At 58.4% G+C, this 18320-nt stretch carries 12 protein-coding genes and 3 pseudogenes; 6 read left to right on the top strand and 9 right to left on the bottom strand.

Going from position 1 to position 18320, the window contains the following annotated elements; genetic code table 11:
* Positions 1 to 42 precede the first annotated feature (42 nt).
* A complete protein-coding gene (locus tag JK199_RS11565) occupies positions 43 to 1038 on the top strand; it encodes an LLM class flavin-dependent oxidoreductase (RefSeq protein WP_212376042.1) in 996 nt (331 codons plus the stop codon).
* Here the strand turns inward: JK199_RS11565 and JK199_RS11560 are convergent.
* From JK199_RS11560 to JK199_RS11550, 3 genes are read right to left on the bottom strand one after another with little or no spacing between them, the layout of a single operon-like run.
* Positions 1021 to 4197 carry an error-prone DNA polymerase gene (locus JK199_RS11560; protein WP_212376039.1) on the bottom strand — a complete coding sequence of 1059 codons (3177 nt, stop codon included), beginning with the start codon at positions 4195 to 4197 and terminating at the stop codon, positions 1021 to 1023. The two genes, JK199_RS11565 and JK199_RS11560, sit on opposite strands and share 18 nt — an antisense overlap.
* A complete protein-coding gene (locus JK199_RS11555; protein ID WP_237592407.1) occupies positions 4194 to 5747 on the bottom strand; it encodes a Y-family DNA polymerase in 1554 nt (517 codons plus the stop codon). The genes JK199_RS11560 and JK199_RS11555 overlap by 4 nt, the downstream gene beginning before the upstream one ends.
* Complete coding sequence (locus JK199_RS11550; RefSeq protein ID WP_212376037.1) at positions 5632 to 6426, bottom strand: ImuA family protein; 795 nt, start codon at positions 6424 to 6426, stop codon at positions 5632 to 5634. The genes JK199_RS11555 and JK199_RS11550 overlap by 116 nt, the downstream gene beginning before the upstream one ends.
* A gap of 170 nt (positions 6427 to 6596) precedes the next feature.
* Here JK199_RS11550 and JK199_RS11545 point away from each other — a divergent pair, with 170 nt between their 5' ends.
* Entirely contained in the window at positions 6597 to 8699 is a 2103-nt protein-coding gene (locus JK199_RS11545) for an ATP-dependent helicase (protein ID WP_212376034.1), read from the top strand.
* Positions 8700 to 8712: 13 nt separating this feature from the next.
* Positions 8713 to 9360 (top strand): SOS response-associated peptidase, encoded by a 648-nt coding sequence (locus JK199_RS11540; protein WP_212376031.1) that lies wholly within the window; start codon positions 8713 to 8715, stop codon positions 9358 to 9360.
* Positions 9361 to 9613: 253 nt separating this feature from the next.
* Here the strand turns inward: JK199_RS11540 and JK199_RS11535 are convergent.
* Positions 9614 to 10559 (bottom strand): annotated as a pseudogene (locus JK199_RS11535) (IS630 family transposase).
* Between the two features lie 109 nt (positions 10560 to 10668).
* Positions 10669 to 11580, bottom strand: a complete 912-nt coding sequence (locus JK199_RS11530; RefSeq protein ID WP_237592406.1) for a LysR family transcriptional regulator — start codon at positions 11578 to 11580, stop codon at positions 10669 to 10671.
* 123 nt (positions 11581 to 11703) lie between these two features.
* Here JK199_RS11530 and JK199_RS11525 point away from each other — a divergent pair, with 123 nt between their 5' ends.
* Both JK199_RS11525 and JK199_RS16055 read left to right on the top strand, forming a co-directional pair.
* Positions 11704 to 12039, top strand: coding sequence for a YciI family protein (locus JK199_RS11525; protein ID WP_212376024.1), 336 nt, complete (start codon positions 11704 to 11706; stop codon positions 12037 to 12039).
* A gap of 3 nt (positions 12040 to 12042) precedes the next feature.
* Positions 12043 to 12666, top strand: coding sequence for an NIPSNAP family protein (locus JK199_RS16055; protein WP_212376085.1), 624 nt, complete (start codon positions 12043 to 12045; stop codon positions 12664 to 12666).
* A gap of 102 nt (positions 12667 to 12768) precedes the next feature.
* Here the strand turns inward: JK199_RS16055 and JK199_RS16050 are convergent.
* Together JK199_RS16050 and JK199_RS15805 are read right to left on the bottom strand one after the other, a co-directional pair.
* Positions 12769 to 13548: pseudogene (locus JK199_RS16050) on the bottom strand (IS110 family transposase); the annotation flags it as partial.
* 302 nt (positions 13549 to 13850) lie between these two features.
* A pseudogene (locus JK199_RS15805) lies at positions 13851 to 14354 on the bottom strand (TonB-dependent receptor plug domain-containing protein); the annotation flags it as partial.
* Between the two features lie 327 nt (positions 14355 to 14681).
* Here JK199_RS15805 and JK199_RS11510 point away from each other — a divergent pair.
* On the top strand, positions 14682 to 14834 hold the full coding sequence (locus tag JK199_RS11510; protein ID WP_212376017.1) for a hypothetical protein: 153 nt from the start codon (positions 14682 to 14684) through the stop codon (positions 14832 to 14834).
* A gap of 287 nt (positions 14835 to 15121) precedes the next feature.
* Here the strand turns inward: JK199_RS11510 and JK199_RS11505 are convergent, their stop codons facing one another.
* Both JK199_RS11505 and JK199_RS11500 read right to left on the bottom strand, forming a co-directional pair.
* Positions 15122 to 16051, bottom strand: coding sequence for a DJ-1/PfpI family protein (locus tag JK199_RS11505; protein WP_212376014.1), 930 nt, complete (start codon positions 16049 to 16051; stop codon positions 15122 to 15124).
* Positions 16051 to 18240 (bottom strand): TonB-dependent siderophore receptor, encoded by a 2190-nt coding sequence (locus tag JK199_RS11500; protein ID WP_212376011.1) that lies wholly within the window; start codon positions 18238 to 18240, stop codon positions 16051 to 16053. Before JK199_RS11500 ends, JK199_RS11505 begins: the two co-directional genes overlap by 1 nt.
* Positions 18241 to 18320: the final 80 nt, after the last annotated feature.

Below are 18320 nucleotides of genomic sequence, written 5' to 3'. Positions count from 1 at the left end.
GCAGTCCCATGTGAAGACGGACTGGATAAGAGGACTGTTCCCATGATTCCGCTCTCAATTCTTGATCTGGCCTTCATCAATGAAGGGAGTTCTGCTGCAGATGCGCTACATCGCAGCGCGGACCTTGCTGTGCATGCAGAGAGTTTAGGGTTCCGTCGCTTCTGGCTTGCGGAACATCATGCAATGCCCGGTATCGCTTCCGCCGCGACCGCTGTGGCAATTGGATATGTTGCTGGAGCGACGAAAACCATTCGGGTGGGGGCAGGTGGCATCATGCTTCCCAATCATGCACCGCTTGCCGTCGCAGAAGCGTTCGGGACGCTGGACTCTCTCTACCCCGGACGGATCGACCTTGGATTGGGGCGAGCACCCGGTTCCGATCAGTCGACCATGCGGGCATTGCGGCGCGATCCCGGCTCTGCTGATCGTTTCCCTCAGGATGTTGCGGAACTGCTGCATTATTTCGAGAAACCCCAATCAGGTCAGACGGTTTTTGCTGTACCGGGAGCCGGGCTGGATGTGCCCGTCTGGCTGCTTGGGTCTTCCCTGTTTTCAGCGCATCTGGCCGCAATCATGGGCCTGCCGTTTGCTTTCGCCAGTCATTTTGCACCGGATCTGATGGAAGAGGCTCTGGCACTTTATCGTCAGCGTTTTGAACCGTCAGAGCGTCTTCAGAAGCCTTACGCCATGTTGGCCGTCAATGCGATTATCGGAGAAACAGCTGCCGAGGCGCAGCATGCAGCGACTTCACTGGAACAGCATTTTGTTGCGTTACGCCGAGGGCGTCCAACGCAATTTCCAGCACCTCGCGCCGTTTCATGGAGCGAACAGGAACAGGCTCTTATCGACAGAACCCTGCGTTATACGTTTACTGGAAGGGCTGATGTCGTGGCCGCAGGGATTTCTACTTTCATAAAACAGCATCATCCCGACGAACTCATGATCGGCGCACCCCTTTTCTCACAGGCCGCGAGGCGGGCAACCCTTACCGGGATTGCGCAGAAGCTGATAGATCATCAGTCAGTGGAAGTTTCGTGACTTTATCACCAGATGTTCGGATCTGGGTTCCTGCAGGTCTATGCCGACGTTTTGCAAAGAACGGTTCCCGACGTCCGTCAGTAGGCCGGAGAGGTCGGTGATCTCCTTCGCCACCAGATGTACGACCTCACCTTCTTTCTGGAGCATGCCTTTCACGGCAAGCATCTGGCCACCAAGTATGACGCGCCGGTTCGCATCAAACATGTCCGGCCAGATGATGACGTTCGTGTTGGCCGTCTCATCTTCCAGCGTTAGGAATACTACGCCTTCCGCCGATCCTGGTCGCTGCCGGACCAGCACCAGTCCCGCTACGGTGAGACGCTTCCCGTCCTTCGCCGCCAGCGCCTGCTGACACGTTATGATGTCCCGTGCCCGAAGATCCTCGCGCAGAAAGGTCAGCGGATGATCCCGAAGGCTCAGACCAAGCCGGTTGTAATCCCGCACCACCTCTGCCCCATCGCGCATGGGCTGGAGCAACACATCCGGCTCCTCTGCTTCCCGCGTTACTTCCGCAGCCGCAAACAGGGGCAACGGTTCGTCCCGTAAGGCCTTAATCGCCCAGAGCGCCTCGCGCCGTGCCAGCCCGAGCGAAGGGCGGAACGCGTCGGCCTCGGCCAGATGGTTCAAAGCTGCTGCTTTCACGCCAGCCCGACGCCATAGGTCATCGACCGAGGTAAACGGACGTGACGCCCTTGCGGCAACAATGCAGGCGGCATCGTCATTGGCCAGCCCCTTGACCAGACTCATGCCCAGCCGCACGGCGAAGATCCCGTCTGGCCTTTCCGGTCCTTCCAGCGTGCTATCCCAGCGCGATGCGTTGACGCAAACGGGCCGGATTTCCACACCATGTTCCCGGGCATCGCGGACAAGTTGCGCCGGGGCATAGAACCCCATAGGCTGGGAATTCAGGAGTGACGCCAGAAACACATCCGGATGGGTGCATTTCATCCACGATGACGAATAGGCTAGAATAGCGAAACTGGCGGCATGGCTCTCGGGAAATCCGTAAGACCCGAACCCTTCCAACTGCTGATAGATCCGCTCGGCGAAGGCCTCATCATAGCCGTTGGCGCGCATGCCATCGATAAGCCGTCTCTGAAACTGTGAGACAGTGCCCGTATTTTTGAACGTCGCCATGGCCCGGCGCAACTGATCGGCCTCGGCGGCGGTAAATCCGGCACAGATCATGGCGACCTGCATCGCCTGTTCCTGAAACAGCGGGATTCCAAGTGTTTTACTGAGAACGGCTTCCAGTTCTGGTGTCGGATAGTCTTCGCGCTCAAGGCCCTCGCGGCGACGCAGATAGGGATGCACCATATCACCTTGTATGGGGCCTGGCCTTACGATCGCCACTTCAATGACGAGGTCATAAAAGACGCGCGGTTTGAGCCGTGGCAGCATGGACATCTGGGCGCGGGATTCAATTTGGAAGACGCCGATCGTGTCAGCCTTGCGGATCATGGCGTAGGTGCGCGGATCCTCGGCCGGGATGGTCTGAAGGGTGAAATGCTGTCCCTTATGGTCCGCCAGAAGATCCACCCCCTTTTTCATGCAGGTCAGCATGCCAAGCGCCAGGATATCCACCTTCATGAATTTCAGGACGTCGATATCGTCCTTGTCCCATTCAATGATCTGGCGGGCCTCCATCGAGGCGGGTTCGATCGGCACCAGTTCATCCAGCCGATCATGTGTGAGCACAAAACCGCCGGGATGTTGTGACAGGTGGCGGGGCACGCCGATAAGGCATCGGGCCAGATCAAGGGTCAGACGGATGCGCCGGTCGGACAGATTAATGCCGCTGTCAGTCAGAGCGTCATCGTCCAGCCTGCGGCCCCAGCCATGAATCTGGCTCGAGAGTGTGCGGATCAGGTCTTCCGGCAAGCCCATGACCTTGCCGACATCGCGTAAGGCCCCCTTGGCGCGATAGCGGATCACCACGGCCGTCAGGGCTGCCCGGTCACGCCCGTAATGCTCATAGACCCACTGGATGACCTGCTCCCGGCGTGCGTGCTCGAAATCCACGTCGATATCCGGCGGTTCGGCCCGTTCTTCAGAGACGAAGCGTTCGAACAGCAGGGAGTTGCGGGCCGGATCAATGGCGGTGATGCCGAGCACGTAGCAGACAGCAGAATTGGCTGCCGAGCCACGGCCCTGGCAGAGAATATCCTGACTGCGTGCATAGCGGACAATGCTGTTCACGGTCAGGAAGTACGGCGCATATTGCATCCGTCCGATCAGGCTGAGTTCGTGGTTCAGGCTTTTGTGAACCTCGTCCGGCACTCCTTCGGGATAGGTGCGGGCTGCGGCCTCCCATGTCAGGGTTTCCAGCGCCTGCTGGGGTGTCTGACCGGGCACGGACATTTCATCGGGATACTGGTAGGCCAGATCATCGAGCGAGAAACGGCAGCGCTCGACAATCTCCATGGTGCGGACAACCGCTTCAGGGTAACGGCTGAACAGCCGGGCCATCTCCTGCGGTGGTTTGAGATAGCGGTCGGCATGACGCTCCCGGACGAACCCGGCCTCGTCGATCGTGGTGTTGTGCCGGATGCAGGTGACGACATCCTGCAGGATGCGTCGGTCATGGGTGTGGAACAGCACATTGTTCGTCACAATGGTCGGCACCCGTGCCTGATGAGCCAGGTTCGACAGTTCGTAGAGACGCATCTGGTCATTCGGGCGGCGCAGCAGGGTGAGGGCCAGATAGGCCCGGTCGGCAAAGGCGTCTTTCAGCTTGCGCAAATGCAGACCGCAGGCATCATCTGCCGTGTCAGGGATCATGACGACGATCAGGCCCGCGCCCCAGGCCACTAGGTTTTCCCAAAGCAGATGGCATTTCCCTTTCCCGGCACGGGCCTTGCCGAGGCTCAGCAGGCGGCAGAGACGACCGTAAGCCGCGCGGTCCGTCGGATAGACCAGCATAGGCGGGAAATCGGCCAGATCAAGCCGACAACCCACGACAAGCCGGAGCCCGACCTCTTTTGCCGCGACATGGGCCTGCACCATCCCGGCCAGAGAGTTGCGGTCACAGATGCCCAGTGCCTCGATGCCAAGGGCTTTTGCCTGCGTAAACAGTTCGATCGGAGAAGACGCCCCGCGTAGGAACGAGAAATAGGTCGTCACCTGCAATTCGGCGTAGCGCTGTGCCGAGGCGCTCATCCGAAAATCCCGTGCAAAAACCAGCCCTGCGAGCCGGTCTCACCATGCTCACCGTCACCAGCACGGTAAAGCCAGAAGCGCTCGCCGCTCGTATCCTCCACCCGGAAATAGTCACGGGCAATGGTCAGCTCGGCGTCATTTTTCCACCACTCGCCAAAGACCCGCTCAGGCCCGTCAGCGCATTTCACATTCCGTCGCACGCCTCGCCAGATGAAGAACAGCGGTGGCTGGTCCGGCAGTTCCGCCATGGCCTGCACCGGTTCCGGTCGTGCCAGCAGCCGGGTGGGTCGAGGCCAGTGCTCCGGCCAGTCCTTTGTTTCCTCGGAGGCCATTGCCGATACCCGGCAGAACGAGCGTTCGGGCAGATCGCTTTCTACGGGGGCAAAGCGATACAGCGCCTGCATGCCCACACGGTTGGCCAGTGTGTCGATCAGGTCGGACACATCGGTCTCTTCCTCTGCGATCAGGGAAGACACGGTCTGTCGCCGATCCATGGGCTCCGCCAGTGACGCGATCAGCACCATGCGCTCAATGCCAAAACCCGGATTGATTGTTTCGATTTTTTCGCACAGCAGGCGGGTCAGGCGCTTCACATCGCGTACCGGCATGGCGGTCGCGACCCGGATCGCCTCGGTGCGGCTGTCCACCCGATGCAGCAGCAGATCGAGGCGGCGCACTCCCTGCCCACGTTCGTCCAGTCCCTGGCAGAGCAGTGGCACCAGCTTACCAATGTATTTGGCGATGGTCTCGGCCGCGCCGATGGGTTCGGCAAAATTACGGCTGACCTCCACGGGATCAACCGGGCGGACAGGCACGATGGCTTCACCCATACGCCCGAACGCCTGATCCAGCCTGCGGGCGATGTCGGGGCCAAACCGCAAGGCCAGCGGTGCGCGGGGCATGGCGGCCAGTGGTCCGATGCGGGATACGCCCAGCGTGGCCAGACCCTCAATGATAGGTGAGGGCAGGCGGAGTGCTTCAACGGGAAGATCAGCCAGAGCAGAGGTCGTTTTATCTGAAGGGACAGCCGCAATCGCTAACCGGCCATAGCGAGCCAGCGCATGGGCCGCCCCCCAGGTGTCCGCGACTACGGCCCGAGCGCAAAAACCGGCTCCCGCCATGCGGTGGACCATATCCTTGAGCATGGGAAGTTCGCCCCCATGCAGGTGATCTGCCCCGGTCGTGTCGAGCACCAGCCCGTCCGGGGCGTTGACCGCCACGATGGGCGCGATCCTGTGCTGGAACCACAGGGCAAGTTTTTCCAGCCCCAGACGGTCGTCCTCGAGATCGGCGTCCATCAGCACCAGATCGGGATAGAGCGCCTGAGCCTTGGCCACCGGTATGCCTGGGCGCAGCCCCAGCTTCCGGGCGGCAAGATCGACCGACAGGACAACCCGACGTCGTCCTTCACGCCCGGCCAGCGCCAGCGGCGTCTCAGGCGCGGGCGCGTCTGGCCCAAGTCGTTTCCTGATCCGGTCGGTCGGCCAGAGTGGCAGGTAAAGCGAGACGATCCGCGACCGGGATACAGGGGGCGAGCCTTCCTTTGGCATCACAGGCCTCCACTTCAAAATCGGCACATTCGCCCGCACGGGCACGGATCAGTTCCAGCAGCCAGCGGGGACGGCCCACACCGGGCACCGGCAAAGACACAGACGGCAGGACCGAAACCCGCCAGCGTGTGACAGAAGCCGTGGGCTGGCCGAAATCCGCCGCATCCGTCTGCCGCCGCCAGCGGCGGATCGCGATGCCAAGCGAACCAGACGTTTCGGCCGCCAGTTGCAGGCGACGTGAGGCCGTCATGGACAGACGCGCCACCTCGGCGACCACGGCCCCCATGCCGCCATGCCGCAGCCCTTCCTCGAAGCAGGCCAGCACATCGACATCCGAACTGGCCTCGACAAAAATGGTTCGTCGTGCCGACAGCCCCACCTGTTTCAGGGAGGGAGCGAATACGTCCTGACGGGTGACAATCCAGAGCACCTTGCCGCGCGTGCGGGCTGCAATCCCGGCGCAGAACTGACCGGCGGCGGCACTGTGCAGGGCGTCATTCCCGCCGCCCGCCACCTCATGCAGAGAGCCCAGCGCGAGACCGCCACCCGGCAGGCGGCTGTCGATCTCGCGCACGCCAAAGGGCAGCACCGTGCGGCGTCGGTCGCTGTACCCTTCGAGACGGCTGATTGCGGCCCGCAGCGTCTCCAGACCGGGTTTTTTATGGATTTCAGCAGTCATGTCACGGCTCGACGGTCCTTGTGTAGGCGGATTTCCTGATTATATGTTCCTGATTATATGTTCCTGATTTGTTCCAACCATGCTACGCAAGTCAATGCAAATTCGCTCCGTATCCGGCATGCTGGTGTCCAATGTCGGCTCAGTATTGTTGATGAAAGTGCGCTAAGGAATTGAATCCAGAACCTTCTCCCGCTTCGGGCAGCGACGATTATCTGTCCCGTCTGAATGACGCGCAGCGGCAGGCCGTCACGCACGGGACCGGAGTCTCGGCAGGCAGGGCGGTCTCATCCCCGCTGCTGGTCATCGCCGGTGCCGGATCGGGCAAGACCAACACGCTGGCCCATCGGGTCGCGCATCTGATCGCCTCGGGCGCTGATCCGCGCCGCATCCTGCTGCTGACCTTCTCGCGCCGGGCCAGTGTTGAGATGACGCGGCGGGTGGAACGCATCTGCAAAACCGTGCTGGGCGACAAGGTCGGACCTCTGGCCGACGCGCTGGCCTGGGCCGGGACGTTTCATTCCATCGGTGCGCGGCTGCTGCGGGAGTATGCCCAGCAGATCGGTATGGACCCGGCCTTCTCGATTCATGACCGCGAGGATTCCGCTGATCTGATGAATCTGATCCGCCATGATCTGGGATTTTCCAAAACCGAGAAGCGATTCCCCGGCAAGGGCACGTGCCTTGCCATCTATTCCCGTGTGGTGAATTCAGGCGCGCCGCTCGCGGATGTGCTGCTGAAGCATTATCCGTGGTGCTCGGGCTGGGAAGCCCAGCTCAAACAGCTCTTTGCAGGCTATGTCACTGCCAAGCAGGAACAGGGCGTGCTGGATTACGACGACCTGCTGCTATGCTGGGCGCAGATGGTCAGCGACCCGGTTCTAGCCGCAGATATCGGCGGCAAATGGGATCATGTGCTGGTCGATGAGTATCAGGATACCAACCGGCTGCAGGCGGACATCCTGCTGGGCATGAAGCCGGACGGACACGGGCTGACGGTGGTGGGCGATGACGCGCAGAGCATCTATGCCTTCCGGGCCGCGACCGTACGCAACATTCTTGATTTTCCGGCGTCCTTCGATTCCCCGGCCCATGTAGTGACGCTGGACCGGAACTATCGTTCGACGAAACCCATTCTGGATGCGGCTAATGCCGTGATCGGAGAGGCAGCCGAGCGGTTCACCAAGGATCTGTGGACCGAGCGGGCGTCGGAGGAAAAGCCACGACTGGTCACTATCTGGGATGACACGGCGCAGGCCAACTACATCGCGGATCGGGTGCTGGAAGAGCGTGAGGCTGGCACACCGATGAAGCAGCAGGCTGTGCTGTTCCGGGCCTCGCACCATAGCGGCACGCTGGAGGTGGAACTGACCCGGCGCAATATTCCGTTCGTGAAGTTCGGTGGCCTCAAGTTTCTCGATAGTGCGCATGTGAAAGATGTGCTGGCGCTATTGCGTTTTGCCCAGAACCCGCGCGACCGCATCGCGGGCTTTCGGGTGTTGCAGCTTCTACCGGGCGTGGGGCCGGGTTCGGCCCGACGCGTGCTGGATACGATGGGCGAGAGTGCGCATCCGTTCGAGGCGCTGAAGGATGTCAAAGCGCCACAGCGGAGTGGTGAGGCCTGGGCGGGTTTCGTGAATATGCTGACCGCTCTTGGCAGTCATCAGGTCGGCTGGCCGGGCGAGATCGCAGCTGCGCGGTACTGGTATGAGCCACATCTGGAGCGGCTGCATGAGGACGCCTCCATCCGTCTGGCCGACCTGGTGCAGCTTGAGCAGATCGCCGGGGGCTATCCGTCACGAGAGAAGTTCCTGACTGAACTGACGCTGGACCCGCCGGATGCCACATCCGATCAGGCTGGCGTGCCGTTGCTGGATGAGGATTATCTGATCCTCTCCACCATTCATTCCGCCAAGGGGCAGGAATGGAAGAACGTGTTCGTTATGAACGCGGTCGATGGGTGCATTCCGTCTGATCTGGCCACCGGTGAACAGGACGACATCGAGGAGGAACGCCGGCTGCTCTATGTCGCCATGACACGGGCGAAGGACAGTCTCGATATCATGGTGCCGCAGCGTTTCTATGTGCATGGGCAGCACAGCCGGGGCGACCGGCATGTCTATGCCTCGCGCACACGTTTCATTGATCGGGACATGCTGTCCCTGTTCCAGTCCATATCCTGGCCGGTCGTAAAACCGGAAGAACAGGCCCGGCAGGAGGCCGTGAAATCCGTAAGGATCGATATGGCAGCCAGATTACGCGGCATGTGGTCATAAGGGAGCAATACGGATGTGCAATCTCTATTCCATGACCTCGAACCCGCAGGCGATCCGCGAGATTGCCAAAGTCCTTGATGACCGCACGGGCAATCTCCAACCGCTGCCTGAGATCTATCCGAACACCATGGCGCCGATTGTGCGGAACGGGGAAGGCGGTCGTGAATTGGTCATGGCGCGCTGGGGCATGCCGACACCGCCCGGTTACCTGAAAGGCCATAAGGTGGATCGCGGTGTGACCAATATCCGCAATCCGGGATCTGTATGGTGGAAGCGCTGGGAAGGGGTGGAGCACCGCTGTCTGGTGCCGCTGACGGCGTTCTCGGAGCCGGAACGTCTGCCTGACGGGAAATCGCAGCCTGTGTGGTTTGCCCGCAGCGACGGTGAGCAGGTGGCTTTCTTTGCCGGTATCTGGTGCCGATGGACATCCGTGCGGAAACTGGCTGATGGAGAGACAACGGATGACCTGTTTGGATTTCTGACCACCGAGGCGAACCGGGAAGTTGGAGCCATCCATCCGAAAGCCATGCCGGTGATTCTGACGCAGCCAGATGATCTGGATGTATGGATGAATGCGACTGTCAGCGAGGCTCTGTGTCTTCAGAAGTCTTTGTCAGATGGCATGCTTGCTTGTGTTGATCCCCCGCGGCCTTTGGAGTGACAGTTATGGAGGGGAACAGAAAGTCTATTGTTCGGACGCAGCAGGCAAACTGCCATTTAACTACATGACGCTTGCGATCGTTACGCGCTCATGAGCGGTCACTGCGCTTATGACCGGGGCTGGGACTTTCCGATCATTCAATGCGATGTTTGACGACGGCAGCTCCCTTTTGAACTCAGCATTCCAAATTGGATCATACCTATGCCTATCATAAAAGGGCTGATAGCTTGAAAGCTGCTAGAGCAGTTCCACTTTAATCTGGCTCATATCCAGCGGCTGTAAAGAAACTGCTGCATTGGCTGGGAGTGAAAGCCGGAAGCAGCGCGCCGACGGTATCCCACAGAGCACCGACAGTCCGTTCGGCTCTGGCGCGCAGCAAGGCCTTGAGTTTTGAGAAGGCCATCTCGATGGGATTAAAGTCCGGGCTGTATGGCGGAAGGAACATCAGTTCCGCCCCTGCCTGCTCAATGGCCTTCTGTACCGCCGGCAGCTTATGCGCCGGAAGATTGTCCATCACGACAATATCGCCCGATTTCAGTGTCGGGATGAGAACCCGTTCGACATAGACCTGAAAGACCGTACCGTTCATGGGACCATCATGCACGAAGGGCGCGGTCATGCCCGCAGACGCAGTCCACCGGTGAAAGTCGTGGTTTTCCAGTGCCCGTGCGGCACACCGGCGCGGCAGCGTTCCCCGCACAAGGCACGTCCGCGCAGACGGGTCATCTTCGTGGAGAGGCTGGTTTCGTCAATGAACACCAGACGCTTCGGATCGAGGTCAGGCTGGAGATCAAACCACTCCTGTCGTCGTTTCAGGACGTCCTCACGCTCCTGCTCCAGTGCATGAGCGGTCTTTTTTTGAATGTCCATCCGTGTTGCCGCAGCCAGCGACTGAGCATGCTGCGACCGATCCCGACGGCCCGTTCGCTTTTCAGACGCGCCATCATTTCGTGGAGCGTGATGTCTTTCTGCGCTTCGATCATGCCAGCAATGAACGCTTCATGCGCGTCCAGCCGTGACCCGCGCGGCTTGCCCTGGCGACGGGGCGTCTGCTCGCCGCTTTCGCGTTCCCGACGCAGCCAGCGGATCGCCGTCGAAATCCCAACACCGAACCGCGCCGCAATCGAGCGGGCTGACGCTCCCCCAACTCCAGCTTCCAGAACCCGCTTCCGAAGATCATAACTCAATGCTCGTGCCATCACCGTCTCCATCAGGAAAAACGGTGAATCACATCGCGCCTTCACTGTCACCTCTCGATTCAGAGTTCAGTGGAACTGCTCTAGCCCGAACGGGCGGGATCTGAGGCAGCTATGTCCCGCGGCTTGATTGATGCCTTCCGGGGCCTGAATCTTTTCCGAAGCAGCGCACAACGTGGTCGATGAAACGGCGCAGCGTCTGCGTCGGCGGGCGGGTCGCGGCAAACAGAATATGCATGGGGCGCTTGGGCGTTTCATAATCGGGCAGGACCTGCACCAACCTGCCTGCCGCCAAGTCATCGGCCACGATCAGGTCGGCCTGGAGAATGATGCCTTGCCCGTCCAGCGCGGCTGCCTGCAGCACGCGTGCGTCATTCACCTGAAACCGGCTGCGCACCTGCACCTCGTAAACCTTTCCCTCCTTGTCGAAACGCCATTCGGCGAAGGGTTGCCCGGAGGCGAAGACGAAGCCGAGGCAGTCATGCTTCGAGAGGTCCTCAGGCGTTCGCGGTGCGCCCCGAGCGGCAAGATAGACGGGTGAGGCACACGCGATCAGCTTGTAGGGAGCGAGCGCGCGGGCCATAAGCTCAGAATCCTTGAGCGGCCCGAGGCGGATGACGGCGTCATACCCTTCGCCCACGACATCGACGTAATGGTCGGTCAGGTCGAGCGCGACCTCGACGTGGGGACGGATGCGCAGAAAGTCCGATATCACAGGTGCGAGCGCGATGCTGCCGAAAGTCACCGGCGCGCTGACGCGCAGCCGCCCGCGCGGGGTTGTGGCGGATTCGCGCGCCGTGGCCTCGGCCGCCTCGACCTCGGCGAGCACCACGCGGCAGCGCTCGTAGAAGGTCCGTCCGACCGCGGTCAGGCTCTGGCGCCGGGTCGAGCGCTGGAGAAGCTGGGCTCCCAGCCGTTCTTCCAGGAAAGACACATGCTTGCCGACCATCTGCGACGAGAGGCCCAGCGCCGTTCCCGCCGCTGTGAAGGAGCCGAGATCCGCCGCCTTTACAAATACGGCCATGCTAGTGAGACGATCCATTTACTCCAAACCGTGGGTTTCAAATCATGAAACCTTTCATCTCTTTATCGCGCAGACGCGTCAATCTATCTCTGCTTATCCGCCCACCCTGGCAAGGAGACAAAAATGGCTTTCTTCATCGTAACCATGTCGCATCCGGACGGAGATGGGTGGAACCGGCACCTTGCCGCCCATGTCGCTTATATCAAGGAACTCGTCGCTGCGGGCAGCCTGCGCGCATCCGGTCGCCTGCTCGGCACGCCATTGCGATCCGGTTTTCTAATTTTCACCGTTCCCGATCGCGCCAAGGCCGAGGCGCTGGTCGCCGCTGACCCGTTTGCAGTAGAGGGGCTCGTCGAGAGCTTGACGATCACTGAGTGGGATCCGCTCTTCGGTGCTTTCGCGGCCGAATCCTCCGGGCATCTTCCCGGGCTCCAAACACCTTCGCCGCAGGAGGCCTGATCCATGCGCGAACTCTACGAACTCACGACACTGGCCTTTCCGCTTCTCTCCGCAGCGAAAGTGGCGAAGGCCGCACGGGAATGGACCTCGATGCCCGATGCCGACGGCGCCCTGCTGGGATGCTGGCGCACCGAGATGGGGCCGCTCGGTCGTATGCTGATCCTGCGACGCTTCGAGGACGCCGCCTCCCTGCAGCGGGAGCGCCATCGCGCCCTAATGAGCGCCAATCCGTTCAATGCCGGCGGCGTGATAACGGCGCTGGAGATGAACAGCTACATGCCCTTTCCCTTCCTGCCGCCAGCACAGCCTGCTGCCCACGACGCGGTCTACGAATTCCGCAACTACAAACTGAAGCCCGGTGGGCTTCCGCCGACGCTCGCTGGCTGGGAGGCTGCGATAGAGCCGGCCCGGGACTACACGGCGCACCTGATAGTCAACATGTACGCACTCGACGGACCGCCCCGGATCACCCATATCTGGAAATTCGATAGCCTCGCACAGCGCGGAGCGTTGCGAGCGGCCGCCTATTCTGCAGGAATCTGGCCGCCGAAAGGCGGACCTGAAAACATCCTCGAGGCGATGTCGGTCATTGCGCTGCCTGAGAGCGAGTGTGTTGATTTTCGTTGACAACTGACCCGGGGGCAACTGTGTTGATCGTGTGATCTGCAAAGGCTGACTTTTCTGGATCATGGCATTGAGGAAGACGAGGAGCTGGCGTGCGATGGCGATCAGGATGGTCTTGGGTAGATTGCCCTTGGCGCGCATCCTATCGCGCATGGCAATGAGTGCAGGCACGCGGCGGGACGCGGACAGGGCTGCGATATAGAGGGCTTCGCGGACCTTTCGTCGCCCGCCCCAGATGCGTCGTACTCCCTTCCATGAGCCGCTTTCGCGTGCATGGGGTGCCAGACCGGCAAGAGAGGCGATCTTGCGGCGACACAATGTGCCGAGTTCCGGTAGTTCGCCGAGTAGGACGGCCATTACGGTCGGGCCGATGCCGGGCACGGTGCTCATCAGGGCGGCCTGTTCCGCAAGCGCGCGATCTGCAGCGATTATGGCTTTGATGCGCTGATCAAGCACGCTGATCTGGGTCGAGAGCAGAGCGATCATGGCGTCCATCTGCTCGGCGATGTCATCATGGCCTGCGCTGTGACGACGCAACTTCTCGGCCTTGCGCATGTCGACCAACTGCCTGCGGCGACGTAGGAAAACGGCCAATGTCGCACGGGCCGGACTGACCGGGCGGGTGACAGGCAGATCCAGGGCCGCGCCCATCTGGGCAAGCACGCGCGCATCGACGCGGTCGGGCTTGGCCAGAACGCCGGTTGCGCGGGCGAACTCGCGAGCTTGACGCGGATTCGCGCGCGAGAACGGATGCGCGCGTTCGGTCAGGGTGGCGATGAGGATGTCGTCGCAGCCGCTGGTGGCCTCGAAAACGACGAGCACATCAGGCATGAGCGTTTCGGCCCATTCGGCGATGGCGTCACGGGTATTGGGAATGCGCTGCATCCTGCCGGAAGGAAGGTCGCAGAGATTGAGGAAGGCGCGCGAAAGATCGCAGCCGATGACAGGCTGTGGCATGGTGAGGGTTGCTTGCTATGAACCTCGTTAATCCAGCTTTCGTAACTCTGGTATTCACCGGCAAGACGAATGGAAACCTTTGGTGAGAGCCTCAGGTTGACATCGCCATACGGGTTCAGGGTGTCATAACTCCCGTCGCGCATCGCAACGTATCCTCCTGTCTTGTCGCCAGGACGTTCAGATTCAATATTGATAATCCCGCCAAGGGGCGTACCCAGCCCGCCACCACAAAGTGTGGCGCTAGGCCCTTTGAGAACTTCGATGCGCTCGACACCGACCAGCGCATTGGGGGCGAAGGCCTGCTGGTTCCCGGCAGAGATTGGCAAGCCATCGAGATAGACCTCTGCGGGAAATCCTCGCACGATCGGAGGAACAAACAGGATCGCATCCGTTCGTGTCGGCGTAATGCCCGAGACATTGACCAGAGCGGCGCTCAATGAATGGCTGTCCTGCTCCTGAATGAGTGTGCGTGTGATCACCTGGACCGACTGGGGAACCTGAATGAGCGGCGTATCGGTGCGTGTTGCGGCTGAGGACGTCGGCGCCGTGTAACTGAGGTGCTTGCCTCTCACGATGAGAGTCTCTCCAGACCAGTTCGACGTCTGGACGCTTGTCGTCTCATAGGCACGCTTTTTGGATGCTGCCGCCTTTTTTGGTGTGACGTTTGGGGACTCGGCCGCGATAGCGGCAGGTCCATAACTGAGCGCTGCGAGAGCGCAGCCGCAGGCGAGCATCCGTGCGCCGGACGCACGGAAACTAATAAGATAGTTCATGAAAGAAATCCGGATCTGAGGCAAAAGACAGCCTGAAAAAACGGACACGCGCCCTTATTACGAAAGCGCTCAGTCCGGTTGTCAGGCGGTGGCAATGGCTCAGGTCGTCAGGGGTGGTCCGGTCGGCCGCGGCAACCGGTTTCCGCGCTCATAAGGTGGCGCTTGCGCAGGTGGCAGAATGTATCGCGTGCAAACAACGCGAACAGCCACCAAGATCGCGGTAAATGGCGTTGCCAGCACGATATCGGGCAAGTGTAGCAATGGACACAGAAAGCACGCGCCATCGTCATGGTGCGAATGCTGATGATCGGGTGTTGTGTGGCGTCGACCCGGCGCCATGCTCATGCCGGGCATGGTCATGTGCCTATCGCGCGGGATGGCTTTCGGTTCGATCTGGAGCCCGGTCAGGCGCTCCAGTGTCGTGCGTGGCACTTCACCTAGCGTGCCACACTCTGTAGAGCAAGCTGCCTCAACAATCCCAGCAACGTCGCCAACACCACAAGCATTTTCCGCCCGTGGAGCAGGCGACGGCCAGACAACAAAAACGAAGTGCAGTGAGGAACAGCGGGCATAGGTCGGTTTACCCGATAATGCTTGTCAGACCAGTGATCGTCAGCGATCGCCGTATTCTGGGCTGTTCGTGCTTAAATGCAGAATGCACCATCATTTTAGAAATTTCTTTGCCTCGAGGGGTGTGGCAGCGAGGGTGACCGGGATAGACACGCCTCTTATAGCTTTAATCGTTTTGAGGCCGTTTGTGCTGCTTGCAATGCTTTCCCGTCCATCCATGCTCTACGGCTACGTTCAAGTGCCATTTGGGCTTCCGGAATTTCCGATGGGTCGCCATGATGAAACGGGGGCTGAGGTGCATACTGGATAATGAGTTGAATATGCTCTGCTGCGGCCTGCCCGCGTAATTGTGCTGCGAGAGTAAGCCCAAAATCAAGGCCAGCAGTCACACCGCCTCCTGTAATCCTATTGCGATCCTGCACAACGCGTTCGTGGCTTTCAATGGCTCCCATTAACGGCAGTAAATCAACAACACCCCAATGGGATGTGGCTTTGTATCCCTCCAATAGCCCTGCTGCGGCAAGAATAAGGCTACCTGTGCAAACGCTTGTAATAAAGCGAGAGTGTGGTGCACGACTTATCAAGAAAGCAAGGGCGTCGGGATCGTTCATGCAGGCAATTGTTCCCATTAGACCGCCCGGTACAAACAATACATCCAGTTCCTGTGGACACGTCGCTGGTGTGTCTGTTGGAGGGACAGGAATACCGACATCGGTGGAGACTGGCGTCATAGTCATGCCAACCAGATGAATTTCAGAACCTAGAATTTTAAAAATTGTTTGTGGACCGACAAGATCCTGAAGAACCATGTTGGGGTAAACAAGCATGGCAATTTTAATTGGTGGGCCAGCGAATTTCATACCTTGCATATGCGCCATATGCTCTTTCTCAGAACTGGTTGTTGCTGCTTGGGCACGTTCTGAGACTATGGAGGCCATGACAAGAGTAGCAAGGGCACGTCGTTTAAGATCGGGTAAAGCAGAAGCGTCTGGTAGTAAATTTGGCATGATTGTTTCTTTGTAAGAGGGTTTGATTTGAGCAAAAACGGCGCACGAGCCGGCCTCAAGAGAGCCGTTGGATTTCGTCATCAGAATGCCACCTGAAGTGAACCCAAAGCCGAACGTGGCGCTTCCGCACGCATGGAAAATGTTCCATTTGTGTCATAAATGCGGGCATTGGTCAGGTTCGTCATGTTGAGCTGAGCCCTGACTGGTCGTCCGTGTAAGGAAAACTTATACCACAAGGCAGAATCAAGTCGGAAATAGCCAGGAAGGTAGAACGAATTGGGAAGTGTTGCTTCCCGTCGGGTGGCAGCTCTGATACCCAGTCCTAAGCCTAAACCATGCAAAACTGTTCCGTCGGCAAACTCGTATGTTGTCCAGACGTTTCCGGTATGTTTGGCAACGCCAGCAAGAACACTACCGACAGGATACTTGTTGTCACGGGTTACATTTGCAAAAGTGTAAGCGTAACTGAGAACGGCTTTCCAGCCCGGTAAAATCTCACCAGCTACATCAGCTTCTATTCCTCGGCTACGTTGCTGACCAACAGCAATGGAATAAAGCGGATGGGCAAGGTCTGTCGTGGCAACATTTGAGCGACGAATATTATATACCGCGACAGTCGCTTGCAGGTGATCATGAAACAGTTGTTGTTTGACGCCTGCTTCAATCTGACGAGACCTTCCCGGAGAAAGGGGAGCTCCAGTGAAGGAGGAAGTTGATGTGGGAATAAAGCTCGTTGACCAATTAAAATAGAGAGACGTTGTTCTGCGTGCGGCATAGAGAATACCAAGTCTTGGAGAAAATTTATTTGCAGAGACAGAAGTGTTAATGTCTTTTATTTTATTGAGAGAAGATGTTGTCGTGGCATCATAGCGCCCCCCACCAAGGGCATAGAAGCGATCAAAAAGAGAAATGTAGTCCTGAAAATATACCGAGGCGGCTTCTGCCTGTGTTGAAATATTGGAACGTAACCGTGCAAGTCCTGGTGCCCCCGTATAAACGGGATATGTAAGAACAAGTGCAGGAAGTGAGGCCGCGTAGGTTTTTGCACTATAATCTGTCTGATAGAGCTCGCTGCCGACCAGCCAGTCATGTTTCAGTGGACCAGTATGAAAAATGCCTGAAAATTCATTCTGGAGATCAAAATCTTTACCCATCTGAGGGCCGCTGGATACTCCTCGGTTCAGGGTTCGTCCGTTCGTTGAGAGAGCAAAGGTGCTCATACGATCCGTACCGAAATCATAGTTGTTGATTGAGCTTGCAAAGCCTGAGCGAAATCGGAATGAATCGGAAAATTTATGTACCCAGTTGTATCCTAAACGCCAGGAGTTCTGATGCGAGGCTCCAAGCGTCTGGTTATCGAAGTTATAGGAGACGGGGAGGGCCAGAGCTTTTCGGATCAAAGGGGTTTGGGATGCACCCCAAGTGTAGTTTGAAAGCTGCCAAGACGCGAAGAAATCAATCTTATCATGAAGAGAGGGAGACCACTGAACAGTCGGAGCAACATAGGTTGTTTCGTTGTAACCGAAGTCTCGGAATGTATCATCATGCTGATAGGCGAAATTGATACGTCCTACAATTTTTCCATCTCCTGATAGATCACGATTACCGTCTGCGGTTCCACGGAATAATCCAAAACTTCCACCTGATAATCCGGCATTCAGAAAGTTATGGTTTGCAATGGCTCGCTTTGTCGTGACGTTGACGGTACCGCCTGAAGAGGTTGAACCACCGTATAATACCGATGCGGGACCTTTCAGGACTTCAATGTTATCAACGCCCTGAATATCTTGGGTTCCGGTCTGTTCTCTAAAACCATCTCGCAAGGTTGTAGAAGCGTCCACAAATCCACGTACACGAAAAGTCAGAGAATTAGGGAAGGTCAGATTACGCTCAACACCGCTGACTGTCTCGATGGCCTGATTAATGCTGAGAGCGCCACGATCCTGTATGACAGCATGAGTGATGACCTGTACTGATGCTGGTGTTTTTTGGATGGAAACGGGAATTTTTAGAGCTGAACTACTGGTCTGAGCAAGATAATTCTCGGCAGGTTGCCGTGTTCCATTAACGATCACAAAGCTTTGTGACTGGGATGCGACTTCTGTTCTTTTTTCTTTCTGAGGTGACATCCCAGTCTGGGAAAATAATGTTTTGTCGGTGCTGCTCTGCGCCCATAAAGGTGTAGCGGTAAAACCGTAAGACAGCACGACAATGCGCGCGACAAAGCGACACGCTAACGCTCCTTGAGCGCCACGGGTTTTTTCATACATAATTAAAGAAAATCCTGAACTGAGAAAAACTCAGCATTGGATCGTGCAGAAACACTCCCAAACACGCATAAAAGCGGCGT

The organism is Acetobacter persici (assembly GCF_018256955.1).
GTDB lineage: Bacteria > Pseudomonadota > Alphaproteobacteria > Acetobacterales > Acetobacteraceae > Acetobacter > Acetobacter persici.
The sequence above is the reverse complement of the archived record's forward strand: the minus strand, read 5'-3'. Positions and strand labels throughout refer to the sequence as shown.

What these genes read in the sequence shown, in the direction of transcription:
- JK199_RS11565 (WP_212376042.1), top strand. Translation starts at nt 43, where the DNA reads ATGATTCCGCTCTCAATTCTTGATCTGGCCTTCATCAATGAAGGGAGT.
- JK199_RS11560 (WP_212376039.1), bottom strand. Translation starts at nt 4,197, where the DNA reads ATGAGCGCCTCGGCACAGCGCTACGCCGAATTGCAGGTGACGACCTAT.
- JK199_RS11555 (WP_237592407.1), bottom strand. Translation starts at nt 5,747, where the DNA reads ATGCCAAAGGAAGGCTCGCCCCCTGTATCCCGGTCGCGGATCGTCTCG.
- JK199_RS11550 (WP_212376037.1), bottom strand. Translation starts at nt 6,426, where the DNA reads ATGACTGCTGAAATCCATAAAAAACCCGGTCTGGAGACGCTGCGGGCC.
- JK199_RS11540 (WP_212376031.1), top strand. Translation starts at nt 8,713, where the DNA reads ATGTGCAATCTCTATTCCATGACCTCGAACCCGCAGGCGATCCGCGAG.
- JK199_RS11530 (WP_237592406.1), bottom strand. Translation starts at nt 11,580, where the DNA reads ATGGCCGTATTTGTAAAGGCGGCGGATCTCGGCTCCTTCACAGCGGCG.
- JK199_RS11525 (WP_212376024.1), top strand. Translation starts at nt 11,704, where the DNA reads ATGGCTTTCTTCATCGTAACCATGTCGCATCCGGACGGAGATGGGTGG.
- JK199_RS16055 (WP_212376085.1), top strand. Translation starts at nt 12,043, where the DNA reads ATGCGCGAACTCTACGAACTCACGACACTGGCCTTTCCGCTTCTCTCC.
- JK199_RS11510 (WP_212376017.1), top strand. Translation starts at nt 14,682, where the DNA reads ATGGTGCGAATGCTGATGATCGGGTGTTGTGTGGCGTCGACCCGGCGC.
- JK199_RS11505 (WP_212376014.1), bottom strand. Translation starts at nt 16,051, where the DNA reads ATGACGAAATCCAACGGCTCTCTTGAGGCCGGCTCGTGCGCCGTTTTT.
- JK199_RS11500 (WP_212376011.1), bottom strand. Translation starts at nt 18,240, where the DNA reads ATGTATGAAAAAACCCGTGGCGCTCAAGGAGCGTTAGCGTGTCGCTTT.